The sequence below is a fragment of the Sphingomonas sp. P2_B6 genome, assembly GCF_056404755.1.
Genome location: NZ_JBFUDK010000010.1, coordinates 153,984 through 171,944, shown reverse-complemented (window position 1 = coordinate 171,944; position 17,961 = coordinate 153,984). Strand labels below are relative to the sequence as shown.

At 66.4% G+C, this 17,961-nt stretch carries 21 protein-coding genes; 14 read left to right on the top strand and 7 right to left on the bottom strand.

Annotated features, from left to right (window positions below; all coding sequences use genetic code 11):
* The first annotated feature begins 28 nt into the window (after positions 1–28).
* Positions 29–1,045: a sensor histidine kinase gene (locus AC1DX5_RS15650; protein WP_478016297.1), complete on the top strand. Its 1,017-nt coding sequence runs from the start codon at positions 29–31 to the stop codon at positions 1,043–1,045.
* Between the two features lie 28 nt (positions 1,046–1,073).
* Here the strand turns inward: AC1DX5_RS15650 and AC1DX5_RS15645 are convergent, their stop codons facing one another.
* Positions 1,074–2,855: an ABC-F family ATP-binding cassette domain-containing protein gene (locus tag AC1DX5_RS15645; RefSeq protein ID WP_478016296.1), complete on the bottom strand. Its 1,782-nt coding sequence runs from the start codon at positions 2,853–2,855 to the stop codon at positions 1,074–1,076.
* A 122-nt stretch (positions 2,856–2,977) separates the two neighbouring features.
* Between AC1DX5_RS15645 and AC1DX5_RS15640 the strand changes: the two genes are divergently transcribed.
* From AC1DX5_RS15640 to AC1DX5_RS15630, 3 genes are all read left to right on the top strand, one after another.
* Positions 2,978–3,283, top strand: a complete 306-nt coding sequence (locus AC1DX5_RS15640) for a PepSY domain-containing protein (RefSeq protein WP_465170046.1) — start codon at positions 2,978–2,980, stop codon at positions 3,281–3,283.
* 34 nt (positions 3,284–3,317) lie between these two features.
* Complete coding sequence (locus AC1DX5_RS15635) at positions 3,318–3,983, top strand: response regulator (RefSeq protein ID WP_478016295.1); 666 nt, start codon at positions 3,318–3,320, stop codon at positions 3,981–3,983.
* Between the two features lie 146 nt (positions 3,984–4,129).
* Positions 4,130–5,437, top strand: coding sequence for a sensor histidine kinase (locus AC1DX5_RS15630; RefSeq protein ID WP_465177165.1), 1,308 nt, complete (start codon positions 4,130–4,132; stop codon positions 5,435–5,437).
* On the opposite strand, the gene AC1DX5_RS15625 is transcribed toward AC1DX5_RS15630, so the two are convergent.
* Positions 5,438–6,436, bottom strand: a complete 999-nt coding sequence (locus tag AC1DX5_RS15625) for an LLM class flavin-dependent oxidoreductase (protein WP_478016294.1) — start codon at positions 6,434–6,436, stop codon at positions 5,438–5,440. It lies immediately after the preceding gene.
* A 166-nt stretch (positions 6,437–6,602) separates the two neighbouring features.
* On the opposite strand from AC1DX5_RS15625, the gene AC1DX5_RS15620 reads away from it, so the two are divergent.
* The 4 genes from AC1DX5_RS15620 to glpX all read left to right on the top strand — a co-directional run bounded on the left by AC1DX5_RS15620 (position 6,603) and on the right by glpX (position 9,929).
* Positions 6,603–7,265: a pyrimidine 5'-nucleotidase gene (locus AC1DX5_RS15620; RefSeq protein ID WP_478016293.1), complete on the top strand. Its 663-nt coding sequence runs from the start codon at positions 6,603–6,605 to the stop codon at positions 7,263–7,265.
* Positions 7,265–8,089, top strand: a complete 825-nt coding sequence (gene dapD / locus AC1DX5_RS15615) for a 2,3,4,5-tetrahydropyridine-2,6-dicarboxylate N-succinyltransferase (protein ID WP_478016310.1) — start codon at positions 7,265–7,267, stop codon at positions 8,087–8,089. The genes AC1DX5_RS15620 and dapD overlap by 1 nt, the downstream gene beginning before the upstream one ends.
* Entirely contained in the window at positions 8,086–8,853 is a 768-nt protein-coding gene (locus AC1DX5_RS15610; protein ID WP_478016292.1) for a glutaminyl-peptide cyclotransferase, read from the top strand. Before dapD ends, AC1DX5_RS15610 begins: the two co-directional genes overlap by 4 nt.
* Positions 8,854–8,963: 110 nt before the next feature.
* Entirely contained in the window at positions 8,964–9,929 is a 966-nt protein-coding gene (gene glpX, locus AC1DX5_RS15605; protein ID WP_478016291.1) for a class II fructose-bisphosphatase, read from the top strand.
* 30 nt (positions 9,930–9,959) lie between these two features.
* On the opposite strand, the gene AC1DX5_RS15600 is transcribed toward glpX, so the two are convergent.
* The 3 genes from AC1DX5_RS15600 to AC1DX5_RS15590 form a co-directional block, all read right to left on the bottom strand.
* Complete coding sequence (locus AC1DX5_RS15600) at positions 9,960–10,382, bottom strand: lysozyme inhibitor LprI family protein (protein ID WP_478016290.1); 423 nt, start codon at positions 10,380–10,382, stop codon at positions 9,960–9,962.
* Between the two features lie 29 nt (positions 10,383–10,411).
* A complete protein-coding gene (locus tag AC1DX5_RS15595) occupies positions 10,412–10,750 on the bottom strand; it encodes a hypothetical protein (protein WP_478016289.1) in 339 nt (112 codons plus the stop codon).
* A gap of 78 nt (positions 10,751–10,828) precedes the next feature.
* On the bottom strand, positions 10,829–11,479 hold the full coding sequence (locus tag AC1DX5_RS15590; protein WP_478016288.1) for a DUF3617 domain-containing protein: 651 nt from the start codon (positions 11,477–11,479) through the stop codon (positions 10,829–10,831).
* A gap of 47 nt (positions 11,480–11,526) precedes the next feature.
* Here AC1DX5_RS15590 and AC1DX5_RS15585 point away from each other — a divergent pair, with 47 nt between their 5' ends.
* Positions 11,527–12,126 (top strand): YdeI/OmpD-associated family protein, encoded by a 600-nt coding sequence (locus AC1DX5_RS15585; RefSeq protein ID WP_478016287.1) that lies wholly within the window; start codon positions 11,527–11,529, stop codon positions 12,124–12,126.
* Positions 12,127–12,133: 7 nt separating this feature from the next.
* Here AC1DX5_RS15585 and AC1DX5_RS15580 read toward each other — a convergent pair whose 3' ends face one another.
* Positions 12,134–12,547 carry a cupin domain-containing protein gene (locus tag AC1DX5_RS15580; RefSeq protein ID WP_478016286.1) on the bottom strand — a complete coding sequence of 138 codons (414 nt, stop codon included), beginning with the start codon at positions 12,545–12,547 and terminating at the stop codon, positions 12,134–12,136.
* A gap of 143 nt (positions 12,548–12,690) precedes the next feature.
* Between AC1DX5_RS15580 and AC1DX5_RS15575 the strand changes: the two genes are divergently transcribed.
* Positions 12,691–13,278: an NAD-dependent epimerase/dehydratase family protein gene (locus tag AC1DX5_RS15575; RefSeq protein WP_478016285.1), complete on the top strand. Its 588-nt coding sequence runs from the start codon at positions 12,691–12,693 to the stop codon at positions 13,276–13,278.
* Here AC1DX5_RS15575 and AC1DX5_RS15570 read toward each other — a convergent pair.
* Complete coding sequence (locus AC1DX5_RS15570) at positions 13,213–13,617, bottom strand: hypothetical protein (RefSeq protein ID WP_465174375.1); 405 nt, start codon at positions 13,615–13,617, stop codon at positions 13,213–13,215. The genes AC1DX5_RS15575 and AC1DX5_RS15570 overlap by 66 nt on opposite strands.
* A 260-nt stretch (positions 13,618–13,877) precedes the next feature.
* On the opposite strand from AC1DX5_RS15570, the gene AC1DX5_RS15565 reads away from it, so the two are divergent.
* From AC1DX5_RS15565 to AC1DX5_RS15550, 4 genes are all read left to right on the top strand, one after another.
* A complete protein-coding gene (locus AC1DX5_RS15565) occupies positions 13,878–14,285 on the top strand; it encodes a DUF2147 domain-containing protein (RefSeq protein WP_465174376.1) in 408 nt (135 codons plus the stop codon).
* Between the two features lie 53 nt (positions 14,286–14,338).
* The gene (locus AC1DX5_RS15560; RefSeq protein ID WP_478016284.1) at positions 14,339–15,640 is read left to right on the top strand and encodes an OmpP1/FadL family transporter; all 1,302 of its coding nucleotides are present in this window, start codon (positions 14,339–14,341) and stop codon (positions 15,638–15,640) included.
* A gap of 70 nt (positions 15,641–15,710) precedes the next feature.
* The gene (locus AC1DX5_RS15555) at positions 15,711–16,082 is read left to right on the top strand and encodes a hypothetical protein (RefSeq protein WP_465170061.1); all 372 of its coding nucleotides are present in this window, start codon (positions 15,711–15,713) and stop codon (positions 16,080–16,082) included.
* 169 nt (positions 16,083–16,251) lie between these two features.
* Positions 16,252–17,952, top strand: coding sequence for a hypothetical protein (locus AC1DX5_RS15550; protein WP_478016283.1), 1,701 nt, complete (start codon positions 16,252–16,254; stop codon positions 17,950–17,952).
* The last annotated feature ends 9 nt before the right edge of the window (positions 17,953–17,961 follow it).

Below are 17,961 nucleotides of genomic sequence, written 5' to 3'. Positions count from 1 at the left end.
CGGCACCCCCTGCGGGCTGACTGAACCCATGTCCCGCATCGGCGCCGTTGATCTATGTGAACGATTGTCGCCGGCGATACCCGTCTGGGTCACGCAGGTCGGCGTCACCTTGCTGATCGTGCTCGCTGCCCGGATCGTCCGGCTGATGTTCGACATGGTCGCGGGCGGTGCGGCGCCCTTCGCGCTGATCTATCCGGCAATCATGCTCGCCACCCTGTTCGCCCGCGCCTTTGCCGGCGCGCTGACCGCGACGATCATGATCGTCTATATCTGGTATTTCCTCTACCCGATCGAGCGCTCGTTCAGATTCGTCAACAGCGCGGGCGCTTTCTCGGTCGGCATCGTGATCGTCACCGCGATCATGACCATCGTCATCGCCGAGCTGTTCCGCCGTACCGCCCGTCACGCGACGCAGGACCGCGACCGCGAGATCGCCGATCGCGACCTGTTCCTCGCCGAGGTCGACCATCGGATGAAGAATAATTTCGCGATCGTCGCCGGCTTGCTCGACCTGCAGAAGCGCCGGGCGGCAGAGCCCGCGACCGCGGCGGCGCTGGAAACCGCGCAGATGCGCGTCGACAGCATCGCCCGCGCCCACCGCCACCTGTATCGCGGCACCGGCCAGCCGGGCACCGTCGAGATCAGCGATTACCTGACCGATCTCTGCGGCGCGCTCTCGGAATCACTGTTCCTCCAGGGCGGCATCACCCTGGCGTGCGACAGCGACCAGGCCGCCGTGCCGCGCGACCGCGCCGTCTCGATCGGGCTGGTCGTCAACGAACTCGTCACCAACGCGGCCAAGCATGCCTTTCCCGGGCGCGATCTCGGCACGATCACCGTCGGCCTGCGCAACCGCCCCGAAGGCGGCTGGTGCCTCACCGTCACCGACGATGGCGTCGGCATGCCGAAACATGCCGCCCGGTCCGAAAAGGGCGGCGGCCTGGGCGCCCGCCTGGTCGCCGCCTTCGCCCGCCAGGCCGGCGGCACATTGCGCACCGAGAGCGACGATAGCGGGACGCGGGTAGTGATGGAGCTGGAAGCCTGAGCGCCGAAGCGCGGGAAGCAACCGACGCTCAGCCCAGCCCCTCGGCCATTTCCGCCAGCTCGAGCCAGCGCATCTCGGCCGCGTCCTTTTCCTCCCGCGCCTTGTCGATCGCCTTCATCAGCCGGTCGAACGCGCTCGGATCCCTTGTGTAGAGATCGGGATCGGCCAGTGCTTCCACATCGCGCGCGATGGCCTTGTCCAGTTCCTCGATCCGCTTGGGCAGCAAATCGTAATCGCGCTGGTCCTTGTAGGTCAGCTTCACCTTGGGCGCCGGCGGCGCGGTCGGCTCGGCCTTGCGCGGATTGTGGCGCTTGCCGCCCGAGGCGCGCAGCTTGCGGCGCTTTTCCCAATCCTCATAACCGCCGGCGACGACATCGACCGTACCCGACCCGTCGAGCCCGAGCGTGATCGTCACGGTGCGATCGAGAAAGTCGCGGTCATGGCTGACGATCAGGACGGTGCCGTCATAATCGCCGATCACTTCCTGCAGCAGGTCGAGCGTCTCCAGGTCGAGATCGTTGGTCGGCTCGTCAAGCACGAGCAGGTTGGACGGCCGCGCGAACTCGCGCGCCAGCAACAGGCGCGAGCGCTCGCCGCCCGAGAGCGTGCCGATCATCGCATCGACCAGCCCGGGCTCGAACAGGAACTCCTTGAGATAGCCGATGATGTGCTTCTTCACGCCCTGGACCTCGATCCAGTCGCCGCCGTCGGCCAGCACTTCGCGCACCGTCTTGTCGGGCGCCATCAGGCTGCGCTGCTGGTCGATGACGATCGCGTCGAGCGTCTTGGCGAAGCGGATATGCCCCTCGTCCGGCGCGATCTCACCCGTCAGCAGCTTGAGCAGGGTCGATTTGCCCGCGCCGTTCGCGCCGACGATACCGATCCGGTCGCCACGCGTGACGCGCAGGGTCAGGTCCCGGATGATCGTACGGTCGCCGAAGCTCTTGGACACGCCCTTCACGTCGATCACGACCTTGGACCGCGCATCATCCGTGCCGATCGTCAGGTTCGCGGTGCCCGGTGGCCCCATCATCGACGCACGCTCGGCGCGCATGTCCTTCAGCTTGGCGAGCCGCCCCTGGTTGCGCTTGCGCCGGCCCGTAACCCCGCGCAGCAGCCAGTGCTCCTCTATCTTCAGCTTGGCGTCGAGCCGCTCGGCATTGCGCTGCTCTTCGGCAAAGACGGTCTCGGTCCATGCCTCGAACCCGCCAAAGCCGATCTCGGCGCGTCGCACCGTGCCGCGGTCGAGCCACAGGGTCTGTTTGGTCAGCCGGGTCAGGAAGGTGCGGTCATGGCTGATCACGATGAACGCGCCGCGGAAGCGCGACAGCCAGTCCTCGAGCCAGTCGATCGCGACGATGTCGAGATGGTTGGTCGGTTCGTCGAGCAGCAGCACATCGGGGTCCTGCGCCAGCGCGCGCACGATCGCCGCCCGGCGCCGCTCGCCGCCCGAGGCGCTGGCGGCTTCGCGTGTCAGGTCGATGCCGAGCTGGTCGGCGATCGCCTCCGCTTCGTGCCGCTCCGGGGCGTCATCGCCCGACAGCACATAATCGCTGAGCGTGGCGAAATTGCGCAGGTCCGGCTCCTGCTCGAGCAGGATCACGCGCGTACCCGGCACGATCGTCCGCCGGCCCTCGTCCGCTTCGATCTTGCCTGCGATCAGCTTGAGCAGGGTCGTCTTGCCCGCGCCGTTGCGCCCGATCAGCGCGAGCCGGTCGCGCGGCTGGACGTGGATGTCGAGGCCGCGGAACAGCCACCCCGATCCCTGGATGATGCCGAGATTTTCATATGCGAGGATTGGGGCTGCCATGCGGGTCCCGTTAGGGCGGCGCGCCCGCTGCGGCAAGTTGCTCCGCGACGGGGGCGCGCATGACCGGTAGCTGACGCTTGCATTCACAGGCTGTTCAAGCCCGGCTCCCTATGCGAGACGCAATGAAGATGCTCGTACCGCTTGCGTTATCCGCCTTTGCTGCGCTTGGCCCGGTTTCCGCCCCTGCGGAACCCGTCCAGCGGCGCGACCAGCAGGAAGCGTTCGATCAGCTGCGCCAGGGCCGCATCATGCCGCTGCGCGAGATCGAGGCGCGTGTGCTGCCGCGCATGGCCGGTTCGCAATATCTTGGTGTCGAGCTGGACAGCAGCACCAGTATTTACACGCTGAAGTTCGTGCGTAAGGGAACGGTCATCTGGGTGTATGTCGATGCCCGTTCGGGCAAAGTCATCGGCCAGGACGGTAATTGAACGCCACCAAGGCGTCGTCTGAAGGGATAAACCTATGCGCGTTCTGATCGTCGAGGATGAGCCCAGCCTGGGCCAGCAGTTGAAGAACACGCTGGAAGGCGCGGGCTATGCCATCGATCTCGCCACCGACGGCGAGGAAGGCCATTTCCTCGGCTCCACCGAGAATTACGACGCGATCGTGCTCGACCTCGGCCTGCCCGAGATCGACGGCCTGACCGTGCTCGACCGCTGGCGCAAGGAAGGCCGCACCGCGCCCGTCCTGGTGCTCACCGCGCGCGACAGCTGGTCGGACAAGGTCGCCGGGCTCGATGCGGGTGCCGACGACTATGTCGCCAAACCCTTTCAGTCCGAGGAGCTGATCGCCCGCCTGCGCGCGCTGATCCGCCGCGCCTCGGGCAATGCCTCGTCGGAGCTGATGGCGGGCGACGTCCGGCTCGACACCCGGTCGGGCAAGGTCACCTTGGCCGGCGAGCCGGTGAAGCTGACCGCGCAGGAATACAAGCTGCTCTCCTACCTGCTCCACCACAAGGGCAAGGTGGTCAGCCGCACCGARCTGGTCGAACATCTCTACGACCAGGATTTCGAYCGCGATTCSAACACCATCGAAGTGTTCGTCACGCGCATCCGCAAGAAGCTGGGCCAGGACGTGATCACCACCATCCGGGGGCTGGGATACAGCCTCGAGGACCCGGATGCCTGATCGAACGCCCGTGACGTCCGGTGGCTGACGGCGAGGCTGCGCTGGCGGCCGACACCCCGGTCACAACCGCGAAACCGGTCGAGGAACAGCGTCCGGCCCCGACCGTCTACCCGAAGCAGAAGACCACCGGCTCGCTCAGCCGCCGGATGATCTTCATCGCGGCGGGCTGGATCGTCCTGCTGCTCACCGGCGGCGGCTTTGCGCTCGACCGGGTGCTTGCCACGGCGGTCACGCGCAATTTCGACGACCAGCTCGAATATGTGCTGACCGCGCTGATCGTCTCGTCGGAGATTGGGCCGGATGGCGAGGTGGTATTTAACCGCGAACCCGCCGACCAGCGATTCCTCGAACCCTATTCGGGCCTGTACTGGCAGGTCAGCGCCAAGGGCCGCGAACCCTTCTCCTCGCGCTCGCTGTGGGATCGGCGGATGGCGTTCGGCAGCAATCACAGCGACATGGCGGTCCACGCCTATGACAGCCCGCAATTCGGCGACGAGAAGCTGCGCATCCTCGAACGCGACGTGAAGCTGCCGGGATCGCCAATCCGCTGGCGATTCCAGGTGGCGCAGAGCCGCGACGGGCTCGACGCGCAGATCAGCGTGCTGCGCAGGACCCTGATCCGCAGCTTCCTGCTGCTGGCGCTCGGCCTGATCGTGATGGCCGCGCTGCAGACCTTTTACGGCCTCTGGCCGTTGCGCCGCGTGCGCGAGGAGATCGCCCGGATGCGCGCCGGCAAGTCGCGCCAGGTCGAACGCGCCATGCCCAACGAGGTCGCGCCCCTGGTCGAGGAACTGAACGCGCTGATCGAGCATAACGAGAAACAGGCCGAGGAAGCGCGGCGCCACGCCGGCAACCTCGCCCATGCGCTGAAGACCCCGCTGACCGTCATCATGAATGCCGCGACCGCGCAGGCCGACGATCTCGGCGAGACGGTGGTGCGCGAGGCGCGGACGATGCGGCGCCAGGTCGACCATCACCTCGCCCGTGCCCGCGCCGTCGGCCGTCGCGGCTCGGCGCACAGCCGTGCGGACGTGTGGCCAAGCCTCGAATCGGTCGAGCGCGCGGTCGCCCGGCTCTACCGCCATGTCCGGATCGACGTGACCGGGCCGAAGACGCTGCAAGTCCATGTCGAGCGCCAGGATCTCGACGAGATGCTCGGCAATCTGATCGAGAATGCCGCCAAATATGGCGGCGGCAGCGTGTTCGTCACCGTCGGCGCCCAGGCGGGATTCGTCGAATTCCTGATCGAGGACGACGGCGTCGGCATTCCCGAGGAAGAGCGCATCCGCATCTTCGATCGCGGCGTGCGGCTCGATACCGGCAAGCCAGGGACGGGACTTGGCTTGGCGATCGTGCGCGACGTGGCGGAGATTTACGAAGGCACGGTCAGCCTCGAGGAGAGCGAGGATCTGGGCGGCCTGCTGGTCAGGCTGAGGTTGCCGGCGGCGAACTGATTACGCCGCCACCTTCAGCTCCCGCATCACCTCGGCGGTGATCGTCAGGCTGCGCTTGCGCGCCTCATGATCGTAGATCGAGCTCGCGATCATCAGCTCGTCCACGCCGGTGCGCTCCACGAACGCGGCGATCCCGCGCGCGACGGTCGTCGGGCTCCCCACCGCGGAACATTGCAGCACATGATCAAGGATCCGCTCGCCCTGCGGCCCGAGCGTCGCGCGATATCCCGGGACCGGCGGCTTCAGCTTGCCGGGGTTGCCGGTGCGCAGCGCGACGAACGCCTGTTGCTGCGAGCTCGACAGCAGCTCGGCCTCTTCGTCGGTATCGGCGGCGAACACGTTGAACCCCGCCATCAGATGCGGCTTCGCCAGCACCTTCGAGGGGCGGAAATCCCGGCGATAGATGGCGATCGCCTGATCCAGCGCATCCGGCGCGAAATGCGAGGCGAAGGCATAGGGCAGTCCCAGCATCGCCGCGAGCTGCGCGCCGAAGGTGCTCGACCCCAATATCCACAAGGCGACATCAGCGCCCGCGCCTGGCGTCGCGCGGATGCCGGTCTGGCCGTCATCGGCGAAATAGCTCTGCAGCTCGACCACATCGCGCGGAAACGCATTCGGATCACTGTCGAGCGTGCGCCGCAGCGCGCGCGCGACGATCTGGTCCGATCCCGGCGCGCGGCCGAGCCCGAGGTCGATCCGGCCGGGGAACAGCGCGTCGAGCGTGCCGAACTGCTCGGCGATCACCAACGGTGCATGATTGGGCAGCATGATGCCCCCGGCGCCGACCCTGATGCTGTCGGTCGCCGCCGCGACATGCGCGATCACCACGGCGGTCGCCGCGCTGGCGATTCCGGTCATGCCGTGATGCTCGGCAACCCAATAACGGCTGAAGCCAAGGCCTTCGGCGTGCCGGGCGAGATCGGCAGCATTGGCGAGGGATCGGGAAACGCTGCCGCCTTCAGTGACGGGAACGAGATCGAGCAGGGAATAAGCTGTCATGGTTTGGAAGATGGGGACGGAATGCGGCCGGAGGAAGCCCCGATCGGCGCGCGGCGGCATCCAAAGATTTCAGCGGTGCAAGGATTCCTTGCCCTGGGGGGTGAATGCGACCGTCCCCTCGCACCCGCCTTGCCCATGGCGCGGTGCGCGCCTAGAGCCCGGCACCATGCTTGCGCGTCTCGACCCCATCCGCAACTGGATTTTCGATCTCGACAACACGCTCTATCCAGCGAGCGCGCGGCTGTTCGACCAGATCGACCGCAAGATGGGCGCCTATATCGCGGATCGTTTCGGCTGCGACCTGGCCGAGGCTCGCCGCATCCAGAAAGGCTATTTTCACGGCCATGGCACCACGCTGGCCGGGCTGATGGCCGATCATGGCGTCGATCCGCACCAGTTCCTCGATTTCGTCCATGATATAGAGATGGACGTGCTGGAGGAGAATCTGCCGCTCGCCGCCGCGATCGCCAGGCTGCCGGGGCGCAAGATCGTCTTCACCAATGCCGATACGCCCTATGCCGGCCGCGTGCTCGACCGGCTCGGCCTCGGCGCGAGCTTCGAGGCGGTGCATGACATCCATGCGATGGACCTGAAACCCAAGCCGCAGGAATCGGCCTATGCCGGCCTGTGCGCGGCGTTCGGCATCGACCCTGCCGAAAGCCTGTTCGTGGAGGACATGGCGCGCAACCTGAAGCCGGCCAAGGCGATCGGCATGACGACGGTGTGGGTCGACAACGGCTCCGAGCAGACGGTCGACACGGACCGCAGCTATATCGATTTCACCACACACGATATCCGGCACTGGCTGGAAGACATATTGGGGGCATGATGAGCGACTTGCAGGGCACGATCGAAGCAGCATGGGACGCACGCGACGGGATCGGCACCGGCACGACCGGCGCGGTGCGTGACGCGGTCGAGACCGCGCTCGGCATGCTCGATTCGGGCGCGGCGCGGGTCGCGGAACCCGATGGCGCGGGCGGATGGCGCGTCAACCAGTGGCTGAAAAAGGCCGTGCTCCTGTCCTTCCGCCTCAACGACAATGTGCTGATCGATGGCGGCGCGGCCGGCGCGCCGGCGTTCGACAAGGTCCCCTCCAAATTCGCCGGCTGGGGTGAGGCCGAGTTCCGCGCCGCCGGCATCCGCGTGGTTCCCGGCGCCGTTGCCCGCCGCGGTTCCTTCATCGCCAGGGGGGCGATCCTGATGCCGAGCTTCGTCAATATCGGCGCCCATGTCGGCGAAGGCACGATGGTCGATGCCTGGGCCACCGTCGGCAGCTGCGCGCAGATCGGGAAGAACGTCCATCTCTCGGGCGGGGCCGGCATCGGCGGCGTGCTCGAGCCGCTCCAGGCCGATCCCGTCATCATCGGCGACGGCGCCTTTATCGGCGCGCGCGCGGAAGTCGCCGAGGGCGTGCGCGTCGGCGAGGGCGCGGTGCTGTCGATGGGCGTCTATCTCGGCGCCTCGACCAAGATCATCGACCGCGCCACCGGCGAAGTCTTCCGCGGCGAGGTGCCGCCCTATGCGGTGGTCGTGCCGGGCAGCATCGGCGGCGGGGACGGCAAGCCGGCGCTCTATTGCGCGGTGATCGTCAAGCGCGTCGACGAACAGACGCGCTCCAAGACCAGCATCAACGAGCTGTTGCGGGATTGATCCGCAAGCTCGCCTGTCTGTTGCTGTTGCTGGCGGCCGCTCCTGCGCCGCAAGCGGCCGTGCGGCCGGTGCCGATCGATCCGGCGCAGGTGGTCCGCACATTGCCGCATGATCCGGCCGCCTTTACCGAGGGCCTCTTCTATATGCGCGGCCATCTGTACGAAAGCACGGGGCAGGTCGGCCAGTCGTCGATCCGCAAGGTCGATCTCGTCACCGGCAAGGTTCTGAACAGCGTTTCGGTGCCGCCGCCCTATTTCGGCGAGGGCATCACCGCGGTGGGCGACCAGATCGTCAGCCTGACCTGGCAGCATCATATCGGTTTTCGCTGGACGCTCGACGGTTTCCGCCAAAAGGGCCAGTTCAGCTATCGCGGCGAAGGATGGGCGCTGACCGGAGACGGCGAGGCCGTCATCATGTCGGACGGCACCGCGCAGCTGCGCTTCCTCGATCCCGCCACGATGAAGGAGCGCCGCCGCGTGACCGTCACCGCGAACGGCCGGCCGATCGATCAGCTCAACGAGCTGGAATATGTCGATGGCGAGATTCTCGCCAATATATGGCGCACGCAATATATCGCGCGGATCGATCCGGCTGACGGGCACGTCGTCGGCTGGATCGACCTGCAGGCACTGATCGACACGGTTGGGGCGACCGATCCCGACGCGGTACCGAATGGCATCGCCTGGGACGAAAAGGGGCGGCATTTGTACGTCACGGGCAAGCAATGGCCCGTCCTGTTCGAGATCAGGCCCCCAAAAGGATAATCCGTGCGCCCTGCCGCACGGAGAAGTGAAATAAAGCGGCAGCTTGCGTCTCGACAACGTCACGAGCCCCTCCTATCCCCCGCCCGACACCTGAGGGGAATCCACGCCATATGACCACCGCCAGCAAGGTCCTTGACCGCGTTCTCGTGCTCGAAATGGTCCGCGTGACCGAAGCAGCGGCGATCGCCGCCTCCAAGCTCGTCGGTCGCGGCGACGAGAAGGCAGCCGACGCCGCCGCCGTCGAGGCAATGCGCGAGGCGCTGAACGAGCTGTACATGGACGGCACCGTGGTGATCGGCGAGGGTGAGCGCGACGAGGCCCCGATGCTGTTCATCGGCGAAAAGGTCGGCTCCGCCATCGGCAAGGGCCCGAAGATCGACATCGCGCTCGATCCGCTGGAAGGCACCACGATCTGCGCCACCGCAGGCCCCAACTCGCTCGCCGTGCTGGCCATCGCCGAACAGGGCGGCCTGCTCAACGCGCCCGACGTCTATATGGACAAGATCGCGGTCGGCCCGGGCTATCCCGACGGTATCATCGATCTCGACAAGAGCCCGACCGAAAACGTGAAGGCAATTGCCGCGGCCAAGGGCGTCGAGCCCGGTGACATCATCGCCTGTGTGCTCGATCGTCCGCGCCACCAGGCGCTGATCGCCGAGCTGCGCGCGCTGGGGTGCGGCATCATGCTGATCGGCGACGGCGATGTCGCCGGGGTGATCGCGACGACCAATCCCGACACGACGATCGACATCTATCTCGGCTCGGGCGGCGCGCCCGAAGGGGTGCTCGCCGCCGCGGCGCTGCGCTGCGTCGGGGGCCAGTTCAAGGGCCGGCTGCTGTTCCGCAACGACGACGAGCGCGCCCGCGCCCATAAATGGGGCGTGACCGATCTCGACAAGCAGTATGACCTGACCGAACTGGCCAAGGGGGATTGCATCTTCGCCGCGACCGGCGTGACCGACGGCTCGCTTCTGGCAGGCGTGAAGCGCAAGGCCGGCGTGATGACCACCGAGAGCGTGGTGATGCGCGCCAGCTCCGGCACGGTGCGCTGGGTCAAGGGCGAGCACCGCATCTGACCGCGCGGTCACCGGGCGGCGCCCGCGCCGTCAGGGCTCGATTGTCATGATCCGGCGATAGGTCTCCAGCTGAAGCGCGCGGTCGCGCGTCAGGCTGGTGACTTCGGCTGCCTGCATCGGAACATACATCGTCCCCTGCCGCGTGGCGTGGATCGCGCCGATGGTGCCCCGCTCCGAGTCGCGAAAGGCAAGCCACAGGCGCTGCGACCGTCTGAGCTGCTGCCCGGCTGCGGCAGGCAGGCTGCGGAGCAACGCGGCATAGGCCAGGTTCATCCGCTGGTCATAGGCACGCAATGCGCTCACCTCGCAGTCGGTCTGGCCTGCCGTGGAAGCGTTGGCGGCATCGTCCAGGCATCTGACGAGCGCTGCCGCGGTCGAATCCTCCGGCGCTGCCACGGCCGGCGCGCCGAACAGCATGGCGGCCAGTACCGCGCCTTGAGTGATCAACCGCATGCGCCCCATCCTTTCACCGCCAACATCCCTCATATGGTACTGCGCCGCGCCGCGAGCACGCCGGCCGCCGTCGCGACGATGCCTAGGCCGATCAGGAACATCGCCAGGGCGCTGCTCCCGATTTCGTCGCTGTTGGCGCCGCTGATCGCCCGGGCTGCCGCATCGGCATCCGTGGCGGTCATCGCCGTGGCGAACGCTCTTTCCTGGCACCGTCGCAGCATCTCGGCGCCCTGGTCCTTCAGCCGTTCCTCGCAACGCGCGATAGTGGCCGCATCGGCACCCGGCGGGCCGCCGGTAAATTTCATGACGGCACCGGCGACAAGCATCAGCACGCCCAGCGCGATCAGGATCAACGGGTTCTTTTTCATGCATTTCCTCGACGCGTCAGCGCATCCAACTCTATGGGGTACCGCCCGGCCACATTGTCTGGGCCGGGCGGTGGCCGATCAGACACCCTGCCGCGATTCGCCAGGTTTCATGCCGGCCGGGCATGCCCCGGCATAGGTCGATTCAACCGACGATTTTATCGGCGCCTGGGCCGCGGGCGGCAGGTTCGGGCCGCTCATCTTGGTGACCAGTTCGGTGCGATAGTGGGACGAGAAATCGCCGCTGACGGTGCCGGCGATCGCCATCGTCATCCCGTTCGCGGCGCATTCCATGTCGACTGCATAACCCGATGCCGTGGGGCTCACCAGATTCTTCGAGCAGCTCTGACCGGGCTGTGCGGGCGGGGCGAACGGATTGCTGCCGGCGGCTGGCGCGCCCATGCAAACCTCCATCTTGACTGGCTGCGGCATGCCGGCCGCAGTGACGGTCATCTTCCACAAGCCGGCCTTTGGCATCTTAGGGGCAGCCGCTAACGCGCCACCGGCGTCGGTGGCCCCGCCTGCCGCCTTGTCGCTTTTGCCGGAGCAGGCGCCAAGCGCGAGAAGGCTTGCCGCAGCGGCCATGGCGATCATCCTGTTGGTGTACATCCATATTCCTTTGCCGTTGATCCGGTCACGCCTCGCAGGGACGCGCGCTGCACCAACGCAGCGCAGCGGAAAAAGCCCGAAGAAAAATAACGAGCCGGGCTCTATCGCGCCCCACGCGGCCACCGGCTCTGCTATTCAGCTCCTCCGGCCGAGGGCGATCAGGAGCAATCATGGCAGCGGTGAAAGTCGACCCGGCGAAAGTCCACGAGTTCAAGGACAGCGCCGCCTTCCACGCCTGGCTGGGCAAGCATCACGACAGCGCCGACGAAGTGTGGATCAAGCTGCACAAGGTCGGCTCCGGCCTCCCGTCCATCACTCCGAAGGAGGCGATCGACGTCGTGCTGTGCTGGGGATGGATCGATGCGGTGCGCAAGAGCTTCGACGAACGGAGCTATCTCCAGCGCTACACGCCGCGCACCACAAAGAGCATCTGGAGCAAGATCAACATCGACAATGTCGCCCGGCTGGTCGAGGAAGGCCGCATGACCGGACACGGCCTGAACCAGGTCGAGGCGGCCAAGGCCGATGGCCGCTGGGACCGCGCCTATGGCAGCGGCAAGGACATGAAGATCCCCGACGACCTGCAGGCCGCSATCGATGCCGAGCCCAAGGCCAGGGCGATGCTGGCGACGCTTACCGCTCAGAACCGCTTCGCCCTCGCCTTCCGCATGCACAATATGAAAACCGAGGCCGGCCGSAAGAAGAAGATCGAGRCCTTTGTCGAGATGCTCAAGCGCGGCGAGACGATCTACCCTCAGCGGCGCAAATGAGCATGCTCTAGCATGTTCTCGGCCGCCCCTGCGTCCCCTTGCCCGGCGTGATGAAAAGCGCCTTGCCCGGCTCGGCGACGTCCGCGGTATGCCAGGTGCCGCACGGCACCAGCACCCCCTGGCCGACGACCAGGTCGACGCGGCGGTGCGGCGCATCCTTCCCTTCCAGTATCAGCGTCATCCGGCCCGAAAGCAGATAGACGAGTTCGTCGCCTTCTGGATGCATCTCCCAGTTCGGCCAGTCGCTCTCACTGGTGAAGATCGACACCATGCGCCCCTCGTCGAGCCGCGGGTCCGGTGTTTCCCAGAATCCGGCATCGACCGGCAACAGGAATGCGCCGCCCTTGTCGTCGAGGTGGACGAAGCTGGTGTCGAGGACAAAGGCCGGGCAATCCCCCGCTTCCTGCAACGTTTCCGCCATCAACCGCTGCTCCCCGCCATTTGGGATGCCGTCGATTCTAGTTCCGCCCCGCGCTCGGTCAACATTTCCCATGACAGCCGCTTTTCAAAGCCCGGCCGCAGCTTTCGCTATCGCCGGGGCGGGTCGATCGATACGATGGAGGAATGAAACAATCCGCGATCGTTACCGGCTCCCGGGGGCGCCTCGGCCGGGCGTTCGCCTCTCGCCTTTCGTCAGACGGCTTCGACGTCCACGGCGTGGAGGTGGGCGAGAGGCAGGACCGCGCATCGACGCCCGGCGAGCGGCTGTATCTGTTCGATCTGGCCTATCAACATGGCGATCCGGACGGCCATGTCGACCGCGTGGTCGGGCATCTCGAGAACTGGCGTCGCTATGAGGCGATCTTTGTCCCCTCCTCGCTCTGGATCGGCGCCGACAGCCCCTATGGCCGCGCCAAGCTGGCGGTCGAGCATCTCGCTGCGCGCTATCGCGCGCTCGGCGCCCACGTGGTCACCGATCGCATCGGCTATTTCCCCGGCGACGGTGTCGACCCCGACCCGAACGAGCCGTTTTACGAGCACCGGGTCACGGGCGACGCGCTCTATGCGCGAGTCATGGCGCGGATGCGTCCTTCGGAAAATGCGACACTCAACAAGCTGGAGCGATTGCGCTCCAGCCGCACAGTCTCATTTCCGCGGCCTGGGATAGGGCACGAAATCGCCAAGGGTGACGAAGCTGCGCTGGATGCGTGAGCTGCGGTCGACCAGGTCGATCGAGTCGAGCGAGCAAAGCTGGCTGCCCTGAGTCTTGCTCACCAGGATATCGTCGCTGTCGAGCGAGTCGGCCCCGATCCGCGGGCGATTGACGTAGATCGTGCTGCCGACTCGGTAGAGGATCGCGACGCCGTCGATCGTCTCGCTCGAGGTGATGCTGTACTGGGCGATGCAGTTCACCGGCTGTCCGGCGACCCGCCCGGCCAGCGCCCTGGCGAGTTTCGCTTCGCCCTTGGCATTGTCGCGCTGCGCCGCGACGGCTGGGGCGGCCGATCCGATCAGGGCCGCGCCGAGAAGCAGAGTGGGCAATATGCGCATGGTCATCCGCCTGTCCGAAGGTGATGGGCCCCTAATATGGTGTCGAAGCGCGCCGGGTACCACCTAAACCAAAGGTATAGGGCAAGCCGCGCTCCCCGCGCGTTATAAACCGCCATGGCTTCCGGATCGCGCTTTGCTCGGAAAAAGAAATCGGGATTCCGGTGGACCCGCAAGCGTCGTGGCGCGCTTTGCAGCATAGCCCGGCACCGCGCGATGAGGCGCCCCCAACCCGAGGGCCCGGCAACAGGAAAGATCGTCCCATGACTCTGCTATTGGCCGCCCTCACCCTTGCGGGCGCGCCGCAGCCCGCCGATTCCGTCATCGGCAGCTGGAAGACCGAGACCCGCGGCGGCGTGGTCGAGATCGTGCGCTGCGGCGCGTCGATCTGCGGCCGCCTGGTCACGTCGGACAAACTGCGCACCGATCCCAATTTCAGGGACGAGAAGAACGGCAACCCCGCCCTGCGCAACCGCCCGTTGCGCGGCCTGCAGATCCTCGGCGGCTTCACGCGGCAGGACGCCGGCTGGGTCGGCGGCAAGATCTACAATGCCGAGGACGGCAAGACCTATAATGCCGAGATCACCCTGGCCGGCGCGAACCAGCTCAAGCTGCGCGGCTGCGTGTTCAAGCCGTTCTGCAAGACCCAGACCTGGACCAGGGTGCGCTGACACCCATTTCCGAACCCTGCCGCAAGGCGCGTATTGCTTACAGGATTGATGCCATGTCGTACCTCAAGACTTCCCTCGCCGCCGCCTCCACTGCCGCCTCGCTTTTCGCTTTTGCCGGCACGGCGCATGCCCAGGCTTTCTACCTGCAGGAGCAATCGGCGCGCGGCGCGGGCCGCGCCTTCTCGGGCGAAGTCGCCGATACCGGCGCCCAGTCGCTATGGTGGAACCCCGCCGCGATTGCCGGCTCGACCGATGCCGAGGCGGCGCTTGCCGTCGCCGCGATCCTGCCGCGCGGCGAGGTCGTCGACACCGGCACGCTGATCGGGCGCCCCGGCCAGCCCTTCGCGCCGGTGGGTGGCCAGCAGCGCTCGCGCAACCCGATCACCAACGGGATCCTGCCCTCGGGCGCCATCGCGATTCCGCTCAACGACCGCATCGCGTTCGGCCTGGCGGTCACCTCGCCCTACAGCTTCACCACCGATTACGATGCCGATAGCTGGGCGCGCTATTCGGCGGATCGCACGAAGCTGCTGACCATCGATATCCAGCCGTCCGTCGCGGTGGCGGTGACCGACTGGCTCCGCGTCGGTGCCGGGCTCAACGTCGAATATACCGATGCCTTTCTCAGCAACGCCCTGCCCAATGTGCTCGCCTCGCTGCCGGACGGGCACCAGCAGCTCAAGGGCCATGGCTGGGATCTGGGCTGGAGCGCCGGGGTGCAGCTCCACAATGATGTCATCACGGTCGGCATCGCCTACAAGTCGGGCATTAAGCACAGACTGAAGGGCGATCTGACGATCGACGGGCTGGTCGGCCCGCTGGCGGGATCGAACATGTCGCTGTCCGGCGTCGAAGCGCGCTTCGACACCCCWGCGCAGATCATCGTCGGCGCGCGGGTGAAGGTCGCGCCGAAGCTGACCCTCAACGCTCAGGCGACGCGCTTCACCTGGGCCGATTTCGACGCGATCCGCCTGGGTGCGCCGGTCAACGCCGTGATCCCCGAGCTGTACCGCAACAGCTTGAGTGTTGCGGGCGGCGTCGATTATGACGCGACCTCCCGCCTCACCCTGCGCGCAGGCGTCCAGCGCGGCCAGACCCCGACCCAGAATGGCCAGCGCGATGCGCGCGTGCCGGATTCGAACCGCTGGAACTTCGGCGCGGGCGGAAGCTACAAGCTCACCTCGCGTTTCACCATCGATGCCGGCGCCAATTATGTCGACTTCGAGGATCAGAGCATCGATCGCGTCACCGCGGCCTATGTCGGCACGGCGGCGCAGACTCCGGTGCTCACTTCGGGCGAGTTGCGCAATGCGCATGCCCTGGTGTTCTCGCTGGGAGGGCGGGTGACCTTCTGACCGGCGCCGCACTCTGGATCGGGTGGAGCGCCTGTGGCAAACCGGGTCACGCCAATCGGAGTTCGCATCGATGAAGACCGCAGCACTTGCCTCAGCGCTCACCCTGCTCGTGCTCGGCGGGTGCGATCAGGCCTCCGCCCCGGCGCCGGACAATGGCGCCGCCGCCCCGGCCGCACCGGTGAAGGCGGCCGAGAAGGATTATTATGCCGATCGCATCAACGCGCTGACCGACAAGCAGCGCGATGCCGTGCTGCTCAAGGCGATCAAGGATGCGGGCGGCGAATGTCCGGCGGTGACCGGGTCGGCCGTGCAGGCGCCGGTCGAGGGGCATCATGCCTGGATCGTGCATTGCACCGCGGGCAAGGACCTGCGCGCGCTCGACTGGGTGGTCGTGCTCGGGTCCGGCGGGATGATGAGCATCGTCCGGCCGGGCGCGCTCTGACCGCCTCCCCGATTCGGGTTGCCACCGAAACGATTTCGTCTCCGATTGCATAAACGTCCCCCGGGCATATCGTCCCGGCACCGCACCCCTGCCTTGTGCTGCAGGCCGCGCGACGCCGGCGACCGCGTAATCGTCGCCCAATTTCGAACCAGAAATCGCATAGGGGACGATGATGAGAGACTTGATCAAGGGGCGCCGTATCGGCCGGCGCGGTGCCGCCGTCGTGGTGGCCACGATCGCGGGCATCGGGCTGCTGGCCGCCTGCACGACGAAGCCGGACAAGCCGGCCGGGCCGTCCTATCTTGCCGCTTTCCCGGATTTCGCGCCGGACGTGACCGCGCAATTCCCGGGCGACGTGGATATCGCACTCAAGAAGAAACTCGAAGGCGAGAAGAAGTTCGCCCAGGTCCAGCGCGAGTTCGACCTTTATTCCTGGCAGATGTTCCTGGCGCTGAACTGGCCCACCGATAACGAGGGCAAGGCAGCGCCCAAGCTGACCGACACCAGTTTCGGCGCGCCGCACTGGACCTTGTGGCAGACTTCCAATGCGATCTTCCAGCCTGACGGCGCGAAGCCGGCCGCCTGCGCCTCCAAGGCCGCCGCGCGCACGCTGGTGCTGCGCCGCGACCTGAGCAAGCCGGTGAGCCGCGGGCTGAAGGCCTTTTCGGCTCAGGCGACCTCCGGCGCCGATCCCCGCCTTACCCGCTTCCTCGGCGTGGTGTCCGCGGTGGGCGAACTCAACGCGTCCAACCTCAGCGAGATCGACCAGGCCTTTTCCGGCCCGCTGATCGATCAGAATGGCGAATTCGTCTATTACGAGATCATGATCGACCCGAACGAGGTCGACTATCTCTGCGCCAACAGCCTCTACAACATCAACGGCCAGGTCGCCTTCAGCCAGGCCGGCGGCAAGGTGCAGATGCCGTTCGGCACCCCCGACAAGGACTGGACCGGATCGACCGAGCTGAAATTCGCCTGGCGCATCCTGAAAAAGGGCAGCGACGATTTCAGCCGCTTCCACACCCAGCCCGCCGTGGTGATCGACCAGGGGCCTGATGGCACGCAGATCGAGCGCAAGGTCACGGTCGGCCTGGTCGGCATGCATATCGGCCACAAGAGCTCGACCTCGCCGCAATGGATCTGGTCGACCTTCGAGCAGATCGACAATCTCGATGTCGATCCGGTCGCGCATCCGACGCTGAAGCCGTCCTTCGTCGACACCAACTGCCCCGGCTGCGCGGTCAACCAGCTGCCGGTCAAGGTGAACGGCGTCTATCCGCGCATCCCCACCCAGGCATGGCGCGCCATCCCGATCCCCGGGGACAAGGTGGCACTGAATGCCCAGGCCCAGGCAGCACTGAAGAAACTGGGCAGCGTCTGGCAATATTATCAGCTGATCGACACCCAGTGGCCGACCGATCCGACTGCTCCGCCGACCGCGTGGGATGCCGGCCTGCCCGGCGCGGTGACCAACAAGCCCGGCGGGCATCCGACCCCGACCTTCCTCACCAACATCACGATGGAAACCTATTTCCAGAAGGGCAATCAGGCGGCGTGCAACAGCGAGGAGCTACCGAACGGCGTCAATTGCCCGGATGGTAGCACGGTGGAACCGCCGGTGTGGAACTCGGCGCTGAACAATCTCGGCAAGCCCGTCACGCCGGGGGTCAACACCCTGTCCTTCATCACGGAAAGCTGCACTGGCTGCCACAGCTCGGCGGGCATCTGGACCAGCTGGGATCCGACGAGCGGCACCGGCACGAAATCCGGTCAGCTGACCGCAGACTTCTCCTGGTTGCTCCAGCAGAAGGCGAGCTATGCGGGTGCCGGCGCCCAGCCCAAGCCGCTGTTCGGCAAGCTGCGGGATTAGTCGAATTGG